Source organism: Stenotrophomonas sp. As-7 (genome assembly GCF_030291015.1).
Lineage (GTDB): Bacteria > Pseudomonadota > Gammaproteobacteria > Xanthomonadales > Xanthomonadaceae > Stenotrophomonas > Stenotrophomonas lactitubi.
In genome coordinates this window covers 4326612-4344951 of sequence record NZ_CP127405.1, presented here as the reverse complement: position 1 = coordinate 4344951, position 18340 = coordinate 4326612, and the positions used below count along the sequence as shown (strand labels likewise).

The 18340-nt window shown below is 64.8% G+C and carries 21 protein-coding genes and 2 tRNA genes; 16 read left to right on the top strand and 7 right to left on the bottom strand.

What is annotated here, in order from left to right:
• Positions 1 to 54 precede the first annotated feature (54 nt).
• Positions 55 to 987, top strand: coding sequence for a lipid kinase YegS (yegS, locus tag QP457_RS19850; RefSeq protein ID WP_205405214.1), 933 nt, complete (start codon positions 55 to 57; stop codon positions 985 to 987).
• A gap of 8 nt (positions 988 to 995) precedes the next feature.
• Here yegS and QP457_RS19845 read toward each other — a convergent pair whose 3' ends face one another.
• Positions 996 to 1850, bottom strand: coding sequence for an ankyrin repeat domain-containing protein (locus tag QP457_RS19845; RefSeq protein WP_205405213.1), 855 nt, complete (start codon positions 1848 to 1850; stop codon positions 996 to 998).
• An 11-nt stretch (positions 1851 to 1861) separates the two neighbouring features.
• A complete protein-coding gene (locus QP457_RS19840; RefSeq protein WP_240196536.1) occupies positions 1862 to 2731 on the bottom strand; it encodes an ankyrin repeat domain-containing protein in 870 nt (289 codons plus the stop codon).
• Between the two features lie 26 nt (positions 2732 to 2757).
• Between QP457_RS19840 and QP457_RS19835 the strand changes: the two genes are divergently transcribed.
• The 7 genes from QP457_RS19835 (at position 2758) to QP457_RS19805 (ending at position 10934) form a co-directional block, all read left to right on the top strand.
• Positions 2758 to 5214 carry an XVIPCD domain-containing protein gene (locus tag QP457_RS19835; RefSeq protein WP_286040886.1) on the top strand — a complete coding sequence of 819 codons (2457 nt, stop codon included), beginning with the start codon at positions 2758 to 2760 and terminating at the stop codon, positions 5212 to 5214.
• 177 nt (positions 5215 to 5391) lie between these two features.
• Positions 5392 to 6867, top strand: a complete 1476-nt coding sequence (gene trpE / locus QP457_RS19830; protein ID WP_180165224.1) for an anthranilate synthase component I — start codon at positions 5392 to 5394, stop codon at positions 6865 to 6867.
• Positions 6868 to 6934: 67 nt separating this feature from the next.
• On the top strand, positions 6935 to 7714 hold the full coding sequence (locus tag QP457_RS19825; RefSeq protein WP_205405211.1) for an SIMPL domain-containing protein: 780 nt from the start codon (positions 6935 to 6937) through the stop codon (positions 7712 to 7714).
• 2 nt (positions 7715 to 7716) lie between these two features.
• Positions 7717 to 8304, top strand: coding sequence for an aminodeoxychorismate/anthranilate synthase component II (locus tag QP457_RS19820; RefSeq protein WP_088101793.1), 588 nt, complete (start codon positions 7717 to 7719; stop codon positions 8302 to 8304).
• A 16-nt stretch (positions 8305 to 8320) separates the two neighbouring features.
• Positions 8321 to 9352: an anthranilate phosphoribosyltransferase gene (gene trpD, locus QP457_RS19815; RefSeq protein WP_089237368.1), complete on the top strand. Its 1032-nt coding sequence runs from the start codon at positions 8321 to 8323 to the stop codon at positions 9350 to 9352.
• 74 nt (positions 9353 to 9426) lie between these two features.
• On the top strand, positions 9427 to 10221 hold the full coding sequence (gene trpC / locus QP457_RS19810; RefSeq protein WP_205405210.1) for an indole-3-glycerol phosphate synthase TrpC: 795 nt from the start codon (positions 9427 to 9429) through the stop codon (positions 10219 to 10221).
• Positions 10218 to 10934: a haloacid dehalogenase-like hydrolase gene (locus QP457_RS19805; protein ID WP_099819691.1), complete on the top strand. Its 717-nt coding sequence runs from the start codon at positions 10218 to 10220 to the stop codon at positions 10932 to 10934. The genes trpC and QP457_RS19805 overlap by 4 nt, the downstream gene beginning before the upstream one ends.
• A gap of 158 nt (positions 10935 to 11092) precedes the next feature.
• Here the strand turns inward: QP457_RS19805 and QP457_RS19800 are convergent, their stop codons facing one another.
• Both QP457_RS19800 and crp read right to left on the bottom strand, forming a co-directional pair.
• Positions 11093 to 11854, bottom strand: coding sequence for a sulfite exporter TauE/SafE family protein (locus tag QP457_RS19800; protein ID WP_180165232.1), 762 nt, complete (start codon positions 11852 to 11854; stop codon positions 11093 to 11095).
• Between the two features lie 139 nt (positions 11855 to 11993).
• On the bottom strand, positions 11994 to 12683 hold the full coding sequence (gene crp / locus QP457_RS19795; protein WP_089238148.1) for a cAMP-activated global transcriptional regulator CRP: 690 nt from the start codon (positions 12681 to 12683) through the stop codon (positions 11994 to 11996).
• A gap of 150 nt (positions 12684 to 12833) precedes the next feature.
• Here crp and speD point away from each other — a divergent pair, with 150 nt between their 5' ends.
• Together speD and sugE are read left to right on the top strand one after the other, a co-directional pair.
• Entirely contained in the window at positions 12834 to 13628 is a 795-nt protein-coding gene (speD, locus tag QP457_RS19790; RefSeq protein WP_025874620.1) for an adenosylmethionine decarboxylase, read from the top strand.
• A 166-nt stretch (positions 13629 to 13794) separates the two neighbouring features.
• A complete protein-coding gene (gene sugE, locus QP457_RS19785) occupies positions 13795 to 14115 on the top strand; it encodes a quaternary ammonium compound efflux SMR transporter SugE (RefSeq protein WP_025874621.1) in 321 nt (106 codons plus the stop codon).
• Positions 14116 to 14184: 69 nt separating this feature from the next.
• Here sugE and coq7 read toward each other — a convergent pair whose 3' ends face one another.
• A complete protein-coding gene (gene coq7 / locus QP457_RS19780; protein WP_100462173.1) occupies positions 14185 to 14829 on the bottom strand; it encodes a 2-polyprenyl-3-methyl-6-methoxy-1,4-benzoquinone monooxygenase in 645 nt (214 codons plus the stop codon).
• Positions 14830 to 15025: 196 nt separating this feature from the next.
• On the opposite strand from coq7, the gene rplM reads away from it, so the two are divergent.
• Positions 15026 to 15454 (top strand): 50S ribosomal protein L13, encoded by a 429-nt coding sequence (gene rplM, locus QP457_RS19775; protein WP_025874623.1) that lies wholly within the window; start codon positions 15026 to 15028, stop codon positions 15452 to 15454.
• Between the two features lie 2 nt (positions 15455 to 15456).
• Positions 15457 to 15849 (top strand): 30S ribosomal protein S9, encoded by a 393-nt coding sequence (gene rpsI / locus QP457_RS19770; RefSeq protein WP_005411311.1) that lies wholly within the window; start codon positions 15457 to 15459, stop codon positions 15847 to 15849.
• A gap of 281 nt (positions 15850 to 16130) precedes the next feature.
• Here the strand turns inward: rpsI and QP457_RS19765 are convergent.
• Together QP457_RS19765 and QP457_RS19760 are read right to left on the bottom strand one after the other, a co-directional pair.
• Positions 16131 to 16204: transfer RNA gene (locus QP457_RS19765), tRNA-Gln, on the bottom strand.
• Positions 16205 to 16262: 58 nt separating this feature from the next.
• Positions 16263 to 16339: transfer RNA gene (locus tag QP457_RS19760), tRNA-Met, on the bottom strand.
• Positions 16340 to 16460: 121 nt separating this feature from the next.
• On the opposite strand from QP457_RS19760, the gene QP457_RS19755 reads away from it, so the two are divergent.
• The 4 genes from QP457_RS19755 to bfr all read left to right on the top strand — a co-directional run bounded on the left by QP457_RS19755 (position 16461) and on the right by bfr (position 18339).
• Entirely contained in the window at positions 16461 to 17084 is a 624-nt protein-coding gene (locus tag QP457_RS19755) for an RNA pyrophosphohydrolase (RefSeq protein WP_025874624.1), read from the top strand.
• Positions 17081 to 17383 carry a hypothetical protein gene (locus QP457_RS19750; RefSeq protein ID WP_240196533.1) on the top strand — a complete coding sequence of 101 codons (303 nt, stop codon included), beginning with the start codon at positions 17081 to 17083 and terminating at the stop codon, positions 17381 to 17383. Before QP457_RS19755 ends, QP457_RS19750 begins: the two co-directional genes overlap by 4 nt.
• Positions 17384 to 17518: 135 nt before the next feature.
• Positions 17519 to 17728 carry a bacterioferritin-associated ferredoxin gene (locus tag QP457_RS19745; RefSeq protein ID WP_089237360.1) on the top strand — a complete coding sequence of 70 codons (210 nt, stop codon included), beginning with the start codon at positions 17519 to 17521 and terminating at the stop codon, positions 17726 to 17728.
• A 140-nt stretch (positions 17729 to 17868) separates the two neighbouring features.
• Positions 17869 to 18339, top strand: coding sequence for a bacterioferritin (gene bfr, locus QP457_RS19740; RefSeq protein WP_025874625.1), 471 nt, complete (start codon positions 17869 to 17871; stop codon positions 18337 to 18339).
• Position 18340: the final 1 nt, after the last annotated feature.

Genomic DNA, 18340 nt, shown 5'->3' with positions numbered 1-18340 from the left:
CTGGCCCCGAACGCGCGATTGCTAGCCTGTGCCGCCTTTCCCTGGATGTACCGCATGAGCACACCGCGCTGGCGCCTGATCCTCAACGGCAAGTCCGCAGGCAACGACGACCTGCGCGAGGCCGTGGGCCACTGGCGCGACCGTGGCGTGCAGCTGGAAGTGCGGGTGACCTGGGAAGACGGTGACGCCGAGCGCTACGTGGCCGAGGCCATCGACCACGGCGTGGACGTGATCGTGGCGGCCGGTGGCGACGGCACGCTGAGCGCGGTGGCCGAGACGCTGGCGCATCGTGACGAGCCGGCTGGGGCGCTGCCGTCGCTGGCGTTGGTGCCGATGGGCACCGCCAACGATTTCGCTACCGCTGCCGGTATTCCGGTGGAGCCGCAGGAGGCCTTCGCACTGATTGCCGGCGGCACGCCGCGTCCGATGGACCTGCTGCGTGTCGATGCCGACGGCAAGCCATGGTGGTGCGCCAACCTCGCCAGCGGCGGCTTCGGTACCCAGGTCACGGTGGAAACCGATGCGGGCTTGAAGAAGATGCTCGGCGGTCTGGCGTATGTCATCACCGGCATCGCCAAGCTCGGGCGCATCGAACCGATCACCGCGCGCCTGAGCGGGCCGGATTTCCAGTGGGAAGGTGGGTTCATCGCGCTGGGTATCGGCAACGGCCGCCAGGCCGGTGGTGGTCAGCAGCTGTGCCCGCAGGCACTGATCGACGACGGTCTGCTGGACGTCACCGTGGTGCCGGAACTGGACGGTGAAGTCGCCGCTACTCTTGGGCAGATGCTGACCGGCGGCAAGGAAGCGGCGCTGGAACGCGTCGCCACGCGCGCGCAGCTGCCGTGGCTGCAGATCGACGCACCGCAGCCGCTGACCTTGAACCTGGACGGCGAACCGGTGCAGGCACGCAGCTTCCGCATCGAATGCGTGCCGGGCAGGGTGCGGATGCACCTGCCGGAGGAATGTGTGCTGCTTTCCGGCCGCTGATACAGGAATTACGGCAGCGGAATATCTTCTTCTTTCGTGGGGAAGCCGAAGGCTTCACGTTTGTCGCGGATGCCTTTCGGCATCGGGGGACGAGGGATGTCGCGCGTGACGAGCCACTGCTGGCACTTCCTCTGCCATGGTAGAAGATCGGGTGTAGTGATGCCCCAGAAGATGTGCTCGGCGATCAGCATTCTGTCGGGGGCGCCGACGGAGGATTTCAGCAGTACCGTAGGGTCTGCCCCGTGTTCCAGCAGCCAATAGGCATGCTCGAATCCACCCCGGGTGGTGTACCAGCTCAGTACTGTGTCGGCGGTGCCGCGATTGGATTCATTGATGTTCGCTCCATTCTCAATCAGCAGTTTCACGTTTTCCCACTGATTGCCCGCAATGAAGGCTTGAAACAGCAACGTTTCGCCCGCTGAGTTCCGCGTGTTGGGGTCTCCACCGTGCTGAAGCAGCAATTGCAGGTATCGCGGGTCGTCCAGCTTTGCGGCATAGACCATGGCGTTGTTGTAGCCAAGTCTGCGGCCATCCACGACCTTGTAGGCGCGGGCATTTGGATCTGCGCCGTTGTCCAGGAGGGCGCGTAGCCCATCAAGATTCTTCGCCCGAAGAGGCCACGCCACCAGGGGGATTCCAGCATCACGAGCGAAGATCTTGTCCGGATCGACTCCTTCGTCCTTTATCAGGTGCGTGATCGTCTCGGCATCCCCTTGCTCGCTGGCAACGGCCAGCTCAAGTGCCCTTCCCTTGAAGTAACCGCTGGCACCATGCGTTGACTGTGGCGTGCAGCCCGAAAGCAGGAGCAGCGCTGCTGCCAGAAGGGCGTAATGCACAAAGAAGCGTCGGAGGTGAACGTCCATGTCTGATCTCCTTACAGCAGCGGAATGTCTTCTTCCTTGCTCGGGAATTTGAAGGCTTCACGCTTCCTGCGGATGTGTTCGGGCATCGGCGGGCGGGGAATGTTGCGTTCGATCAGCCACTGCTGGCATTTCTTCTGCCACGGCAGGTTGTCCGGCGTGGTGATCTCCCAGTAGATCTCTTCGACCATCAATTGCCGAGCAGACTTTCCCGAACTTTCCGCTACATGCTCGGGGATCGTGGGGTCTGCGCCGTGCTCCAGCAACCAGTAGGCGTAGTCAAATCCGCCTCTTCCCGTGTACCAACTCAGAACGGTGTCATCCTCCAGGCCCCGGTTCGATTCGTTGATGTTGGCTCCGTTCTCAATGAGTACCTGGATGTTCTTCCACTGGTTTCCACTGACGAAAGCTTGAAACAGCAGGGTTTCATTCGCCGAATTGCGCGTGTTGGGGTCTCCGCCGTGCTTCAGCAGCAGCTCAAGGAAGCGAGGGTCGTCCATCTTTGCCGCGTAGACCATCGCATTGTTGTAACCAAGCCTGCGTCCATCCACCGTCTTGTATGCGCGTGCATTCGGATCTGCGCCGTTGTCCAGGAGAGCGCGTAGCCCATCAAGATTTTTCGCCCGAAGAGGCCACGCCACCAGGGGGATTCCAGCATCACCAGCGAAGACCTTGTCCGGATCGACTCCTTCGTCCTTTATCAGGTGCCGAACGGTGTCCGAATCGCCATGCTCGGTTGCTATCGCAAGCTCAAGGTTTTTTCCGTCGAAGTACTGTTCGGCGCCATGGCTCGACGAAAGGGCGCATCCGCTTACCATCAGAAAGATGGCGCAGACCACTATCGGGAACATCCGTTTCACACTTTCAAAAACATGAATGGGCATGTTGATTCCGCAACGGTGCTCGAGACGTGACATTAGCAAACGGATCTGATAATCGATATGTGTCGCGGGGGCATGTCCCCTCAAGGTGGATGGAGCTTGCCATGAAGGATCACGACATTGACGCGCGGGCACGCGCAGTCCAGGAACAGCGCGAGCTTGTGGAGCAGTTGCGCGCAAGCGGCCACAACGAAGATGCAGATCGCTTGCAGGAGACATACCACGCACGTGAGATGTCTGGACTCGCCTCCGACGTGTATCAGTCAGCGAAGCATGCTGGCGAGCCGCCTATGGGGTGGACGCGTGCAAGTTCGGATCCCGTCGCGTTGCGCGCGGCTGGGATCGACCTGACTGACGATGCGATCCGGAACCTCCTGCAGCCGCCTGAGTCCGGATTCCGCGCCGAGATCTACATCCCCGACAAGCGCGTCTTCGGTGAGGATGCGAAACCTGTCGTGGTCTACAAGGGATCTACGGGTGAGATTCTTGACCCTCTGGCGCCCAATGGAAAACGTGAATCCGGCGGCGAGGATTTCCTCAACAACGGTCAGCAGGGCATCGGCATGCGCAGCGACTATTACGATCGCGCGATGGAACTTGCCGTAGCCATGAACAGGCGCCTGCCAGGCGGCTTCGAAATCGCCGGTCACTCCCTCGGTGGAGGCATGGCTTCCGCCGCGTCCGCAGTCACCGGCGCACGTGCCACCACGTTCAACGCCGCCGGCCTGCATCCGGCAACCCCGGCGCGTTATGCCAAGGATAACGGCCTGCCGACCTTCGACACGCAGCAGTCCGTGCACACCTATCAGACCACCGGTGAGGTGCTGAACGATGTGCAGAACGGCATGCACCGCCTGAGCGAGCATCAGCGTCGTGGCTACGGTGTGCTTGCCAACGAACTGGGCATGGTGCTGAAGGATCCGGCCATGCAGAAGGTCGTCGGCGAAAAGCTGCGCGAGATGCTGCCTCCGGGCGCGCAGACCTCCGCTGCACAGTTCATCGAACAACTGGCGAGCCAGCCGGGTCAGCAGGCGCTGCGCGATATTCCGCTCGCGGCAGGGCGCCTCGAACTGTTGCTTGAGCCCAAGACCCGCGACGCGCACGGGGCACTCGTCGATCGCCCGCATGTGGCGCCGCCCAGCCAGGTGGCGGAGCTGGCGGGCCCGCTGTCCTCCGTGCTGCACGCCACGGCGTACGGCATGCGCGGCGGTCGCCTGGCCGGCGAGCAGGTTGAACGGGCCGGCGCCGCCACTGCCCATGCGCTGGACAAGGTGGGCGATGGTGTCGAGCGCGTACTGAAGACCGAAGGCATGGTCATCGGCCAGGTGGTGAACATGGGGTCCACCAGCCTGCAGGTGAGCACCCGGGCGACCAGTACGGTGATTGCTTCGGGGCGTGAACTGACCGGCAGCATCGAAGCCACCCTGCACCGCGTCGAATCGCAGACCCGCTCCCATGGCCTGTCCGCCCTGTCGTGGGTGGCTGACCGGGTGGGCGCGGACAACGTCGCCGGCCGGCTTGCCAAGCAGGCCGACGCTGCCCGTGACCACGGTGAGCAGCATGCGCAGCACGCGACGAAACAGGCCGTCGCCGACGCCGCAGGCACACGCGCAGCGGGTGAACGCGTGGCCGCTGCCATCAGCCACGACGGCCAATGGGTGGCCGGCAAGCTGCAGAACGGATTCGCCACCGCCGGCGCCCATGTCGATCGTGGCTATGACCTGGTGGCGTCGCAAGTGAAGGGCATCACCGCCAAGGCGCCGATCACCCTGTCCACGCTGGGTGGTGCCGCGGTGGGCATGGGGGCTGCCGCCGCGACCCACGTGCCGACCGGCAACCTGCCGTTGGACGCAATGAAGCTGCACAACCTCGACAGGTCCGAACGTGTCATCCGCGGCATGATGCCGGCCTTCAGCGAGGCCACCGCCCGCCATGGCATGGATCCGACCGTCATCCCCAGCCTGGATTCGGAACTGATCAAGCAGGAAGCCGCCGCCCGCAAGCTGGTCGAGCAGCACCAGCGCATACAGCATCCGGAGGATGGCCGTCGCGCCGGCGTGGCGGCAGAACCGGCTGCGCGTGGGCCCGGCATCAACGACCCTGGCCACACCGATTACCGGTTGTTCAATGGCGCACAGACCGGCGTGCACGCTCTGGATGCCGCCCACAACCGCGTGCCGAACGTGCAGAGCGATCAGCTCGCCGGTGCACTGGCCGTGCAGGCCAAGCGCGAGGGGCTGGAGTCCATTTCCCACGTGGTGCTCAGCGACGATCACAGCCGCGCCTTCGCGGTGGATACGCCCGACCTGAACGCCGCGCACCGCCGCCATGCCCACGTTGATGTGGCGGCGGGCATGGCCCAGCCGCTCAGCGCGAGCACCGCCCAGATCGACGCGATCAATGCCAATCGCGAGCAGGCGCAGGGGGTGTCGCTGGCCCAGCAGCAGGTGCAGGAGACCCAGGAACAGGCGCGGCGGATGGGCTAGGGCGAAGACAAGCCGCCCGTCGCCAAAGGGTTTCCCTGCGGCCAAAGCTGCGATACAGTCATTGGGTGTCCAGCCTGACGACCCCGCATACCCTTTCTTCCGCACGCCGTTGGTGGCGATGGTGGCCTGTTGCCGTCGTCCGTCCCCATAACGCTGTGTCCCGGAAGGAAAGTCGTCTTGATCTCGCACGCTCAGTTTCAGCAGCAGGCCGCTGAAGGCCACACCCATATTCCCGTTGTCCGCGAAGTGCTGTCCGACCTGGACACGCCGCTTTCGGTCTATCTGAAGCTCGCCGACGGCCCCAATACCTACCTGTTTGAATCCGTCGAAGGCGGCGAGCGCTTTGGTCGTTACTCGATCATCGGCCTGCCGGCACGCCGCGTGTACGCCTTCCACGGCCTCACCCTGACCGTACGCGAGCACGGCGATGTGGTGGAAACCCGTGAGGTGGCCGACCCGTTCGCCGAGGTCGAGGCGCTGCGCAGCGCCCACTCGGTGCCCAAGCTGGAAGGCTTGCCGGGCTTCACAGGTGGCCTGGTCGGCTGGTTCGGCTTCGAATGCATCGGCTACATCGAGCCGCGCCTGGCCTCGCCGGCCGGCCGTGACGAACTGGGCACCCCGGACATCCTGCTGCTGCACTCCGATGAGCTGGCAGTGTTCGACAACTTGAAGGGCCGGCTGTACCTGATCGTGCATGCCGACCCGCGTGTCGAAGGCGCCTTCGAGCAGGCCCAGGCCCGCCTGGATGCACTGACCGCCAAACTGCGTGCGCCGGGTGCAGGCTATCCGGCACCGCTGACCAGCGACGTGCTGGACGAGTCCGATTTCGTTTCCGGTTTCACCCGCGAGGGCTTCGTCGACGCGGTCCAGCGCAGCAAGGAATACATCCGTGCCGGCGACATCTTCCAGGTGGTGCTCAGCCAGCGCCTGAGCGTGCCGTTCAAGGCGCGCCCGGTGGATGTGTATCGCGCGCTGCGTGCACTGAACCCGTCGCCGTATATGTATTTCCTCGATGTCGGCGATCTGCAGGTGGTCGGCTCCTCGCCGGAAATCCTGGTGCGCCTGCAGGACGGTGAAGTGACCGTGCGCCCGATCGCCGGTACCCGTCCGCGCGGCGCCACGCCGGAGCTGGACCAGGCGCTGGAGGTCGAGCTGCTGGCCGATCCGAAGGAACGCGCCGAGCACCTGATGCTGATCGACCTGGGCCGCAATGACGCCGGCCGCGTGTCCAAGGCCGGCACCGTCGAAGTGGGCGAGCAGTTCGTGATCGAACGCTACAGCCATGTCATGCACATCGTCAGCGAAGTGACCGGGCAGCTGCAGCCGGGCCTGAGCTATGCCGACGTGCTGCGCGCCACCTTCCCGGCCGGTACGGTCAGCGGCGCGCCGAAGATCCGCGCGCTGGAAGTGATCCGCGAGCTGGAACCGATCAAGCGCAATGTCTACGCCGGCAGCATCGGCTACATCGGCTGGCACGGCGATGCCGATACCGCGATCGCGATCCGCACTGCGGTGATCAAGGATGGCCGCCTGTACGTGCAGGCCGGCGCCGGCATCGTCTACGACTCCGACCCGGACAAGGAATGGGACGAGACGATGAACAAGGGCCGCGCGCTGTTCCGCGCCGTCGCCCAGGCCGCCAAGGGCCTGTGAGTTTCCCTGTGCTGTGGCCTGAGCCGCAGCACCCTTCGCTGTTTCCATTCAAGACAAGGAGTACCGCATGAAGCTGCTGAGCGTTCTGCTGTGGTCGTCGCTGCTAGCCACGATGGCCCCGTCTGCGTGGGCGCAGGCCAACACCATTCCCTCGCAGCCGCACCTGCTGGTGAAGGGGCAGGGTACCCGCACGGTGATGCCGGACCGGTTCGGCCTGCAGTTGAACATCGAAGAGACCGATATGGATGCCGATGCCGCGCGTCGCCGCGTGCAGGACAACGTCGCACGCGTGCTGGCGCTGTTCAAGCAGCACAAAGCGGTGGAGGGCAGCGTGCGCGCGGACAACCTGCGCATCGGCCCCGCCACGCGCTATGAGCAGAGCCGGCAGGTCTTCATCGGTACCCGCGTGTCACGCCAGCTGCGCGCCAGCTTCGCCAGCGTGAAGGCGATGCAGGATGTGCTGGGGGCGCTGAAGGCCAACGAGAACGTACAGGTCAGCAGCCTGGCCCCGACGTACTCGGGCGAGGTGGCGCTGCGCCGTGAACTCAAGGGCGAGGCCGCAGCCAAGACCCGCGAGTCCGCGCAGGGCCTGGCCAAGGCCTACGGCACCCAGTTGCGCGGTCTGTACAGCATTTCCGATGTGGCGCCGAACTTCGCCTACGGAATCCAAGCGGGCAGCTGGCCCAGCAGCGACGATCTGGTGACGCCGCCTTCGCCGCCCTCGCCCGAGGCGCCGATGAACAGCATTGAGACCACGGGCTCGCGCCTGCCCGAATCCATCGAAGCCGGCCCCATCACCTACACCGAAAACGTGTACGCCATTTTCCTGATAAGCGACGGAACCTGACCATGTTGTGGATGATCGACAACTACGACAGCTTCACCTACAACCTCGTGCAGTACCTGCAGACGCTGGGTGCCGAGGTGAAGGTGGTGCGCAACGATGCGATGAGCGTGGACGAGATCGCCGCGCAGAAGCCCGAGCGCATCGTCATCTCGCCCGGCCCGTGCACGCCCAACGAAGCGGGCGTGTCGCTGGAGCTGATCCAGCGCCTGGGGCCGACCACGCCGATCCTCGGCGTGTGCCTGGGCCACCAGGGTATCGGCCAGGTCTATGGCGGTACGGTCATCCGTGCCGGCAACATCATGCACGGCAAGACCTCGCCGATCCGGCACGAAGGCAAGGGCGTGTTCGCCGGCCTGCCGGACGGTTACCAAGCCACCCGCTACCACTCGCTGGTGGTGGACAAGAACAGCCTGCCCGATGCGCTGGAAGTGACTGCGTGGACCGAGAACGAGGATGGCTCGATCGAAGAGATCATGGGCCTGCGCCACCGCCAGTTCCCGGTCGAGGGCGTGCAGTTCCATCCCGAATCGATCCTCACCGAACACGGCCACGCCCTGCTGCGAAATTTCCTGCAGCGCCCGGCTGCCTGATCCAAGGAGTATTCCGATGAGCTTCTCCCCCCAGGAAGCCCTGCAACGCACCATCGAGCATCGCGAAATCTTCTTCGACGAAATGGTCGACCTGATGCGGCAGATCATGCGCGGCGACGTCTCGCCGATGATGACCGCCGCCATCCTCACCGGCCTGCGCGTGAAGAAGGAAACCATCGACGAGATCGCCGCCGCCGCAACGGTGATGCGCGAATTCGCGCTGGCCGTGCCGGTCGCCGATACCACCCACCTGGTCGACATCGTCGGCACCGGTGGCGATGGCTCGCATACCTTCAACATCTCCACCTGCGCGATGTTCGTTGCCGCTGCCGCCGGCGCGCGCGTGGCCAAGCACGGCAACCGCAGCGTGTCGTCCAAGTCGGGCAGTGCCGATGCGGTCGAAGCACTGGGCGCGGCGATCGAGCTGCAGCCTGCGCAGGTGGCCGCGGCCATCGAACAGACCGGCATCGGCTTCATGTTCGCGCCGATCCACCACCCGTCGATGAAGGTGGTGGCGCCGGTGCGTCGCGAGATGGGGGTGCGCACCATCTTCAACATCCTCGGTCCGCTGACCAACCCGGCCAATGCGCCGTCGGTGCTGATGGGCGTGTTCCACCCCGATCTGGTGGGCATCCAGGCGCGCGTGCTGCGCGAACTGGGCGCCGAGCGCGCGATGGTGGTGTGGGGCCGCGACAACATGGACGAGATCTCGCTGGGCGCGGGCACCCTGGTGGGTGAGCTGCGCGACGGCAAGGTGCGCGAGTACGAGATCCACCCGGAAGACTTCGGCATCGCCATGTCGGCCAGCCGCAACCTGCGCGTGGACGGCCCGGAACAGTCCATCGCCATGCTGCGTGCGGTGCTCGACAACGAGCCGGGCCCGGCACTGGACATCGTCGCCCTGAATGCGGGCGCGGCGTTGTACGTGGCCGGCGTGGCCAGCGATATCGGCGACGGCCTGGCCCGCGCCCGCGCGGTCATCGCCGATGGCAGCGCCCGTGCCCGCCTGCAGCAGTATGTCGATACCACCCGCGCGCTGGTTGCCTGAGCGCGCGGTTCAGCCTGACCCACCCGATGGCCGATAATGGTCGTCCTCACCGCCCCAGCACCGACCCGACGACGATGAGCGATATCCTGCAGACGATCCTGGCCCGCAAGGCCGAAGAAGTAGCCCAGCGCCGCGCCCAGCGCCCGCTTGAGGAGCTGCAGGCGGCGCTGGCCGAGGCGCCACCGGTGCGCGGCTTCGTGCGCGCGCTGCAGGCCGCCGTCGCCAATGGCGATCCAGCGGTGATTGCCGAAGTGAAGAAGGCCAGCCCGTCCAAGGGCGTGATCCGCCCCGACTTCCGCCCGGCCGACATCGCGGTCAGCTACGAGTTCGGCGGCGCCAGCTGCCTGTCGGTGCTGACCGATGTCGATTTCTTCCAGGGGGCCGATGCCTACCTGCAGCAGGCGCGCGAAGCCTGCACGCTGCCGGTGCTGCGCAAGGACTTCGTGATCGACGCCTACCAGGTGGTCGAGGCGCGCGTGCTCGGCGCCGACTGCATCCTGCTGATCGTCGCCGCGCTGGACGATACGCAGCTGGCCACGCTGTCCGAACTGGCGATGTCGCTGGGCATGGATGTGCTGGTGGAAGTGCACGACATCGACGAGCTGGAGCGTGCGCTGCAGGTGCCGGCGCCGATGATCGGCATCAACAACCGCAACCTGCGCACCTTCGAGGTGTCGCTGCAGACCACCCTGGACATGCGCCTGGCCGTGCCGCGCGACCGCCTGCTGGTCACCGAGAGTGGCATTCTCGGCCCGCAGGATGTGGCGCTGATGCGCGATGCCGGCATCCACTCGTTCCTGGTCGGCGAGGCCTTCATGCGCGTGGAAGAGCCGGGCGAGGGTCTGCGTCAGCTATTCTTCGCAGCATGAAAACGTACTATCCAACGCCGCGCGAGGATGCGCCGCTGGTGGTCTTCGACTTCGACCACACCCTGTATGACGGCGATTCGGGTACCCACCTGTTCGCCTCGCTGATCAAGCGCAACCCGCTGCGGATGCTGGCGGCGTTGCTGGTCACTCCGATTGCCGGGCCGATGGTAGCGATGCTGCCGACCCGCCGTGCCGGCATTTCGGTCTACGTCTGGATCGGCAGCTTCGGCCTGCATCGCGCCCGCGAGTTCAACAAGGTGATCGATGCCTACGTGCTGCGCAACGAGGCGCAGATGCGCGCCAAGCTGCTGCCGCAGGCGCTGGAGGTGTTCGCCGCGCACCGTGCCAAGGGCGATCGCGTGGTGGTGGCCACCGGCGCACCGCCGGAGCTTGCCCGCGCGATCCTGGCCTTCGTCGCCCACCAGGACGTGCCGGTGATCGGCACCGAAGTGGGGCCGCGTCTGGGCGGGGTAGGGCCGACCCGTCACTGCCACAACGAAGAGAAGATGCGCATGCTGCGCGAGCGCGGCTACGGCGACATCGATATCGCCTACTCAGACAGCACTGCCGACCTGCCGCTGCTGCTTGCGGCGAAAGCGCCGGTGGTGGTCAATCCGAAGCCTGCCAAGGTGGAATTCTTCCGTCGCGTGCTGCCGGCCGGCACCCGCATCCTCAACTGGGGTTGCGTGGACCGGGGCGGCGACAAGGCGTAATCGATCCCGCCTGCCCGCCGGGCGTGGGGCAAGGATCCGGTAGTGCCGGGCGCTGGCCGGCAACCGTGCACGCGCTTCCGCAGGCCATGAGGTTGCCGGCCAGCGGCCGGCACTACCGCATCCCACGCGGGTAGCGCCGGGCCATGCCCGGCGAGCGCTCAGCGGTACAGATACCCGAACAGCGCATGGCCCACCTGGAACAGGCTGATGCCCAGCACCAGCACGCCCACTGCGACCAGTACCCAGCGTTCCTTCACCCGCTTCACCAGCACCGCCGCCACCGGCGCGGCCATCATGCCGCCGATCAGCAGGCCGGCGACGATCTGCAGGTGCTGCATGCCCATCGACAGCAGGAACGTGGCCGAAATGGTCAAGGTGACCACGAACTCGGCCGCGTTGACGGTGCCGATCGTGGTCCTGGCCTGACCGCCGCGGGCCAGCAGGGTGGAGGTGGCCACCGGGCCCCAGCCGCCGCCGCCGCTGGCATCGAGCAGGCCGGCGAAGAAACCCAGCACCGGCACCCGGCGGATCTCGCCCTTGGGCATCCAGCGGCCGGCCGCGCGGGCCAGGATGATGATGGCCAGCACCAGCAGGTACAGGTAGATCAGCGGGCGGATCAGGTCGCCAGGGACCTGTGTCAGCACGTACGCGCCGAGTGCACCGCCCAGTGCGCCGGGCAGGGCGAGGCGGAAGAACAGGCGTTTGTCGACATTGCCGGCGACCAGATGCGACACACCGGAGGCCCCGGTGGTGAACACTTCAGCGGTATGCACGCTGGCGCTGACCTGTGCGGGAGGCAGCCCCATGCTGAGCAGCACTGATGAAGAAACCAGTCCGAATGCCATGCCCAGCGCGCCATCGACCAGCTGTGCGCCGAGGCCGATGAGGATGAACCACCAGAATTCGCTGCTCAGCTCCATGGATCGAGCCTAGCGGATGCGGGTGTGCGCGACATGCGATGGCGTGTCGCACGTACGACGACCCGCCGGGCATGACCCGGCGCTACCGTGGTGGAGACCTTGGGGTAGCGCCGGGCCATGCCCGGCGGACATCTGTCGATCAACGGGTGCCGTACAGCACCACGGTCTTGCCGCGGGCGTGCAGCAGGCCGTCGGTCTGCAGCTTCTTCAACACCCGGCCGGCCATTTCGCGCGAGCAGCCGACCAGACGGGCCAGTTCCTGGCGTGAGACGCGCAGCTGGCTGCCCTGCGGGTGAGTCATCGACTCCGGCTCCTGCGCCAGATCGTGCAGGGTGCGCACGATACGGTCGGTGACATCCAGGAAGGCCAGACGGCTGGCCTTGCGGCTGGTGTCCAGCAGGCGCTTGGAGATCTGCTGGCCCAGCGCGTACAGCAGGCGCGGGGCATCAGCCGACAGCGGGCCGAGGAACAGTTGATGCAGCCGCTCGTAGCTGATTTCGGCCAGCTCACAGGCAGTCCGGGTGCGCAGGATCACCTCGCGGCGGTCCGACTCCACGAACAGGCCCATCTCGCCGACGAACTCGCCAGCGCCGAAATAGCCCAGCACCAGCTCACGGTCCTCCTCCTCCTCGGCCATGATCGAAACCGAGCCGCTGATGACGTAATACAGGGTGCCAGCCGGGTCACCGGGTCGGAAGACGTCGGTACGGGTGGGATAGCGCCGCCTGTGGCTGTGGGCCAGAAAGCGGTCGATTGTTGCGATGTCCAAGGCCAATGGGCTGCTAGCTAGGCGCACGGTTGACACGATAGGGGCGCTCCCTCTGCGCATGAACGGATTCACGGGGTCGATAGCGGAGCTTAACCAGCGCAATTGTTAAGGGCAAACAGTGTGCCAGAAGCTGAGCGTCTTCACGTTCCCCCTGGAGACACTTATGCCGCATAATTCACCCTTTCCCTTCTTACACAGGAATCGACCGCCGTGGTCAAGCCGTTGCCTCGCCTGAGGTTGCAGGGTTTCAACAACCTCACCAAGGCGCTGAGCTTCAACATCTATGACGTGTGTTACGCGCGCACCGAAGAGGAGCGTCAGCGTTACATTGAATACATCGATGAAGAGTACAACGCCGACAGGCTTACTCAAATCTTGACCGATGTCGCTGAGATCATCGGCGCCAACATCCTCAACGTGGCGCGCCAGGATTACGATCCGCAGGGTGCCTCGGTGACGATCCTGATCTCCGAAGAGCCGGTGATCGACAAGAAGCAGGCCGGCAAGGAGTTGATTTCCGATGCCGTGGTCGCGCACATGGACAAGTCGCACATCACCGTGCACACCTATCCGGAAACGCACCCGCAGGAAGGCATTGCCACCTTCCGCGCCGATATCGACGTGGCTACCTGCGGCGTCATTTCGCCGTTGAAGGCACTGAACTACCTGATCGAGAGCCTGGAATCGGACATCGTGATCATGGACTACCGTGTCCGTGGCTTCACGCGTGATGTGAAGGGCAAAAAGCACTACATCGATCACAAGATCAACTCGATCCAGAACTTCCTGGCCAAGAACATCAAGTCGCGTTACGAGATGTTCGACGTTAACGTCTACCAGGAAAACATCTTCCACACGAAGATGCACCTGAAGGACTTCGACCTGGACCAGTACCTGTTCGAGGAGAAGGCCAAGAACATCTCGTTCAAGGAACGCATGAAGATCGAGGCGCTGCTGCGTCGTGAGATCGAAGAGCTGTTCCACGGCCGCAACCTGGCTGAGTGACCCATGCGCGATGCCGTCAGGCATCGCCACCCAGGCGGGACGCCCCGCCCCGTGGAGCCTGCGCTTGGCGCAATCTTCAGTTCCACGGCGATGTACCGACCTACGGCCCGGTGTGAAAACACCGGGCCGTTTCGTTTTTCTCAAAAAAGGTAAGGAGCCCCCACCCATGCCCTGGATCTATCTGCTGCTGGCCGGTCTGTTCGAGATCGGATTCGCCCTTGGAATGAAGTACTCCGAAGGTTTCAGCAAACCCGTGCCGACCGCCCTGACGGTGGTGTCGGCCCTGATCAGCCTGTACCTGATGAGCCAGGCGATGAAGAACATTCCGGTCGGCACGGCCTATGCGATCTGGACCGGCATCGGCGCCATGGGCGTGACGGTGCTGGGCATCTATCTGTTCAACGACAGCGCCTCGCCGGCACGCCTGGCCTGCGTGGGCCTGATCGTGGCCGGCGTGATTGGCCTGAAGCTGGTGTCGCCCAACTGAAAGGTGGCCCGACCAACGTCGGGCCCCACCGTGAGGTTTGGTGGGCCCCACCGTTGGTGGGGGCTCCCCTCAAATGCGGTAGGCAATGGTCTTCATCACCTTTGAGGCCAGCGCCATCGCGCCGGGAATCGGGAACGGCAGGCGGCGTGCGCCGGCCTGCTCGGCGTGCTCGGCATGCCGGGCCTCGTCTTCCTTCATCACCCGGATGACCGCGCGGCTGCGCAGGTCGCCGGCCGGCAGGTCGACCAGGTGTTCGTCCAGATGGGCTTCCACCTGGCGCTCGGTCTCGACCACGAAACCCAGGTTCCAGCCATCGCCACGCAGCCCGGCCAGGGTGCCGATGGTGTAGCTGCCGGCGTACCAGAGCGGATTGAACAGGCTCGGGCGGCTGTCCAGCTCGCCCAGGCGGGTGGCGCACCACGCCAGATGATCGGTCTCTTCCTGGGCCGCTTCCAGCAGATGCTCGCGGGTCGCCGGATCGCGCGCCACCGCGGCCTGGCCGAAATACAGGCCCTGGGCGCAGACCTCACCGACATGGTTGATCCGCATCAGCCCGGCCGCGTGGCGACGCTGCGCGCTGTCCATGCCGGGCTCGCCGGTGTCCGTGGCCGGATAAGGGCGGCTGGCCGGCGGGTTGCCGAACACCGTGTCCAGGGCGCGCTGCGCCTCGGTCAGCAGGTGGTCCAGCGGGGTGGTCTGGCGAAGCACGGTCATGGCGGCACGGCGTGGAGCGGGGGAGGCCCGATTCTCGCCCGGCCCCGGCCCCCTGCCAACCCGGGGCGGATGCCGGCTTGCACCCGCCAGCCAAGCTGCGTACAATGCCGCCCCTTACGCTCCACCTTTCACAACGCGTGGCAGAGTTCCGGCGAGTCCTTCGCCGCAATGAGCCCGACCTAACCAAGAGTTCTTCATGAGCACTTTCACTGCCAAGAACGAGACCGTCCAGCGCGACTGGTACCTCGTTGACGCCGAGGGCAAGACCCTGGGCCGTCTCTGCACCGAGCTGGCCCGCCGTCTGCGTGGCAAGCACAAGCCGGTCTACACCCCGCACGTTGATACCGGCGACTACCTGGTCGTCATCAATGCAGAAAAGATTGTCGTCACCGGCAAGAAGCTGCAGGACAAGATGTATCACCGTTTCACCGGTTACATCGGCAACCTGAAGACCGAATCCCTCGCCCAGGCGCTTGAGCGCCACCCGGAGCGCGTGATCGAGACCGCCGTCAAGGGCATGCTGCCGAAGGGCACGCTGGGTCGCCAGATGTACCGCAAGCTCAAGGTCTACGCCGGCACTGAGCATCCGCACGCCGCACAGCAGCCGCAGGTTCTGGATATCTAATCATGGCTATCACTCAAAACTACGGCACTGGCCGCCGCAAGTCCTCCACCGCTCGCGTGTTCCTGCGCAAGGGTTCGGGCAACATCACCGTCAATGGCCGTCCGCTGGACGAGTTCTTCGGCCGTGAGACCGCTCGCATGATCGTGCGCCAGCCGCTCGAGCTGACCAAGAACACCGAGAGCTTCGACATCCTGGTCACCGCCGCTGGCGGCGGCACCACCGGCCAGGCCGGTGCGATCCGTCTGGGCATCGCCCGTGCTCTGGTCGAGTACGACGAAACCCTGAAGTCCGAGCTGCGCAAGGCCGGCTTCATGACCCGCGATGCCCGCGAAGTCGAACGTAAGAAGGTCGGTCTGCACAAGGCCCGCCGCGCCACCCAGTTCTCCAAGCGCTGATCTGCCGCGCCTGGTTGGGCTCCTTCGGGAGCCCGCTGGCTGGAAAAGCAAAAGCCCGGCTTCGGCCGGGCTTTTGTCGTTCTGGGGGTGTGCATTTCGAGGTTGCCGGCCAGCGGCCCGCGCTCCTCGTGGTTCCGCATACCCGACCCCGGAGTTCTGTCTGAAGGAGAGGCCCCTTGATGTTCAAGGGGTGCGCCGACAGGCGCGGGGATAAGGTGGAATGCGTGACCAGATCGAACGCAAAAGGCCAGATCTTTCGATCTGGCCTTTCGCGTTTAATTTGGCTGCCCCTGATGGATTCGAACCACCGATGCCTGAGTCAGAGTCAGGTGCCTTACCGCTTGGCTAAGGGGCAATGTAACGTGTAACTATTTTCTCACTCTTCACGCTGAAAAACAACTTGATTTTCAGTGTGGTGGCTATGGGTGGACTCGAACCACCGACCCCAGCATTATGAGTGCTGTGCTCTAACCGGCTGAGCTACATAGCCTTGGTGAGCCCGCTATTCTGCTGATGTGTACAAGGACTGTCAACACCTTTGTATCGAGCTTGTGGCCCGACAGACGGCATGGGATAGTCCCAACCAGTAGATTTTCTTAGGAGTCCGCATCGTGATCGATCCGGACGGCTATCGACCGAACGTCGGCATCGTGCTGATGCGGCAGGACGGGCAGGTGTTCTGGGCACGACGTGTGCGCCGGGATGGCTGGCAGTTCCCGCAGGGTGGCATGAACACCGACGAGACGCCTGTCGAGGCCATGTATCGTGAACTGCAGGAAGAGACCGGGCTGTTGCCGGAGCACGTTGAAGTGCTCGGGGCGACACCGGGCTGGCTGCGTTACAAGCTGCCGGCGCGTGCCATCCGCCGCAATGAACGCCAGGTCTGCATCGGCCAGAAGCAGGTCTGGTTCCTGCTGCGCCTGACCGGTGACGAGGCCCACGTCAGCCTGGACCATACCGACTCGCCCGAGTTCGATCATTGGCGCTGGGTCGACTTCTGGTACCCGGTGGAGCATGTGGTGGTGTTCAAGCGTGGCGTCTATGCGCGCGCCCTGCGGCATCTGGCGCCGTTGGCCCAGGGGGTGGCGGGGCAGGGCATCAGTGCCATGCCCAAGAGCGCTGCCGAGGCCTGGATGCCAGGCCACGCCGCCGGCCATGACAGGCCCAGGAAGCGCACACCCATGCGCGGCGGGTACTGGCCGCGGAAAGCCAAGGGTGAACCGGGGGCGGTTTGACGCGCAGGCTGCGCAACGAGCGGGTCGATCGGTCGCAACGCAGCGCTGCCGGCTATTTCCGGCAAGGACTGGTTGTCCGCCTGGCAAGCCTCCCCTGGCTGTTGTTGAGCGTGGTGGTTCTCGGCGACCTCGCATGGATGCCGCTTGCGCTGGGGGCGTGCCTCGCCTTCGCGACCTGTGCAGGTGCGCTGTTGCTGGCGGACCACCTGCTGCGGCTGAGAGCGGCAGGCGGGGGCGTGCAGTGGCTGATCGTCTTCTTCAGTGCACCGGTGCTGGCGCTAGGGCTGCTGCGTCTGTAGCCCCCTCATCGCGGGCGGGTTCGGCGGGACGCTGAACCGTATCGAGAATGGTTCAGGTCTCTGATTGACAACCATTCTCGTTTCCATTGGAATAGCGACCAGGCCGCTACTGGCCTGCTGCCCTGGTTCCCGCCCGTGTACGTCTGCATCTGCAACGGTGTTACCGACCACCAGATCCGCGAAGCCGCCAGCCATGGCGTCACGTCGGTGGCCGAGCTGACCATGCGTACCGGATGCGGCGCGACCTGCGGTTCCTGCCTGGACATGGCCGGCGATCTGCTGGCCAAGGCACGTGCCACCCACGATCTGCCGCTGCCGGTACTGGGCCTGGCGCAGGTCGCCTGAGTCGTTTCGCGGCGCGTTGACGCCGCGCTCTCCTGATATTCATTGCTGGCCGCACTGGCCAATGCGCACGATTCGCGTTCCTTCACGCGCGCGCGCAAGGCGTTACAGTGCCCGCGATTTCAGCGTGCAGGAGCATCCCCATGAAGGGCGACACCAAGGTCATCGAATTCCTCAACAAGGTCCTCTACAACGAGCTGACCGCGATCAACCAGTACTTCCTGCACGCCAAGATGCTGAAGAACTGGGGCATCAAGGAACTGGCCGAACACGAGTACAAGGAATCGATCGAGGAAATGAAGCATGCCGACATGCTCGCCGATCGCATCCTGTTCCTCGAAGGCCTGCCGAACTTCCAGGCGCTGGGCAAGCTGCGTATCGGTGAGAACCCGACCGAGATCCTGCAGTGCGATCTGTCGCTGGAACGCGATGGGGTGGTCACTCTGCGCGAAGCGGTGGCCTACGCCGATTCGGTCGGCGACTACGTCAGCCGCCAGCTGTTCGTGAAGATCCTCGACTCCGAGGAAGAGCACATCGACTGGCTGGAAACCCAGCTGGAGCTGATCGAGCGCATCGGTGAGCCGAAGTACCTGCTGAGCAAGCTCGAAGAGTGAT

Coding starts and splice junctions, on each gene's coding strand:
- yegS (WP_205405214.1), top strand. CDS start 55: ATGAGCACACCGCGCTGGCGCCTGATCCTCAACGGCAAGTCCGCAGGC.
- QP457_RS19845 (WP_205405213.1), bottom strand. CDS start 1,850: ATGGACGTTCACCTCCGACGCTTCTTTGTGCATTACGCCCTTCTGGCA.
- QP457_RS19840 (WP_240196536.1), bottom strand. CDS start 2,731: ATGCCCATTCATGTTTTTGAAAGTGTGAAACGGATGTTCCCGATAGTG.
- QP457_RS19825 (WP_205405211.1), top strand. CDS start 6,935: ATGAAGCTGCTGAGCGTTCTGCTGTGGTCGTCGCTGCTAGCCACGATG.
- QP457_RS19820 (WP_088101793.1), top strand. CDS start 7,717: ATGTTGTGGATGATCGACAACTACGACAGCTTCACCTACAACCTCGTG.
- trpD (WP_089237368.1), top strand. CDS start 8,321: ATGAGCTTCTCCCCCCAGGAAGCCCTGCAACGCACCATCGAGCATCGC.
- trpC (WP_205405210.1), top strand. CDS start 9,427: ATGAGCGATATCCTGCAGACGATCCTGGCCCGCAAGGCCGAAGAAGTA.
- QP457_RS19805 (WP_099819691.1), top strand. CDS start 10,218: ATGAAAACGTACTATCCAACGCCGCGCGAGGATGCGCCGCTGGTGGTC.
- QP457_RS19800 (WP_180165232.1), bottom strand. CDS start 11,854: ATGGAGCTGAGCAGCGAATTCTGGTGGTTCATCCTCATCGGCCTCGGC.
- crp (WP_089238148.1), bottom strand. CDS start 12,683: ATGCGCAGAGGGAGCGCCCCTATCGTGTCAACCGTGCGCCTAGCTAGC.
- sugE (WP_025874621.1), top strand. CDS start 13,795: ATGCCCTGGATCTATCTGCTGCTGGCCGGTCTGTTCGAGATCGGATTC.
- coq7 (WP_100462173.1), bottom strand. CDS start 14,829: ATGACCGTGCTTCGCCAGACCACCCCGCTGGACCACCTGCTGACCGAG.
- rplM (WP_025874623.1), top strand. CDS start 15,026: ATGAGCACTTTCACTGCCAAGAACGAGACCGTCCAGCGCGACTGGTAC.
- rpsI (WP_005411311.1), top strand. CDS start 15,457: ATGGCTATCACTCAAAACTACGGCACTGGCCGCCGCAAGTCCTCCACC.
- bfr (WP_025874625.1), top strand. CDS start 17,869: ATGAAGGGCGACACCAAGGTCATCGAATTCCTCAACAAGGTCCTCTAC.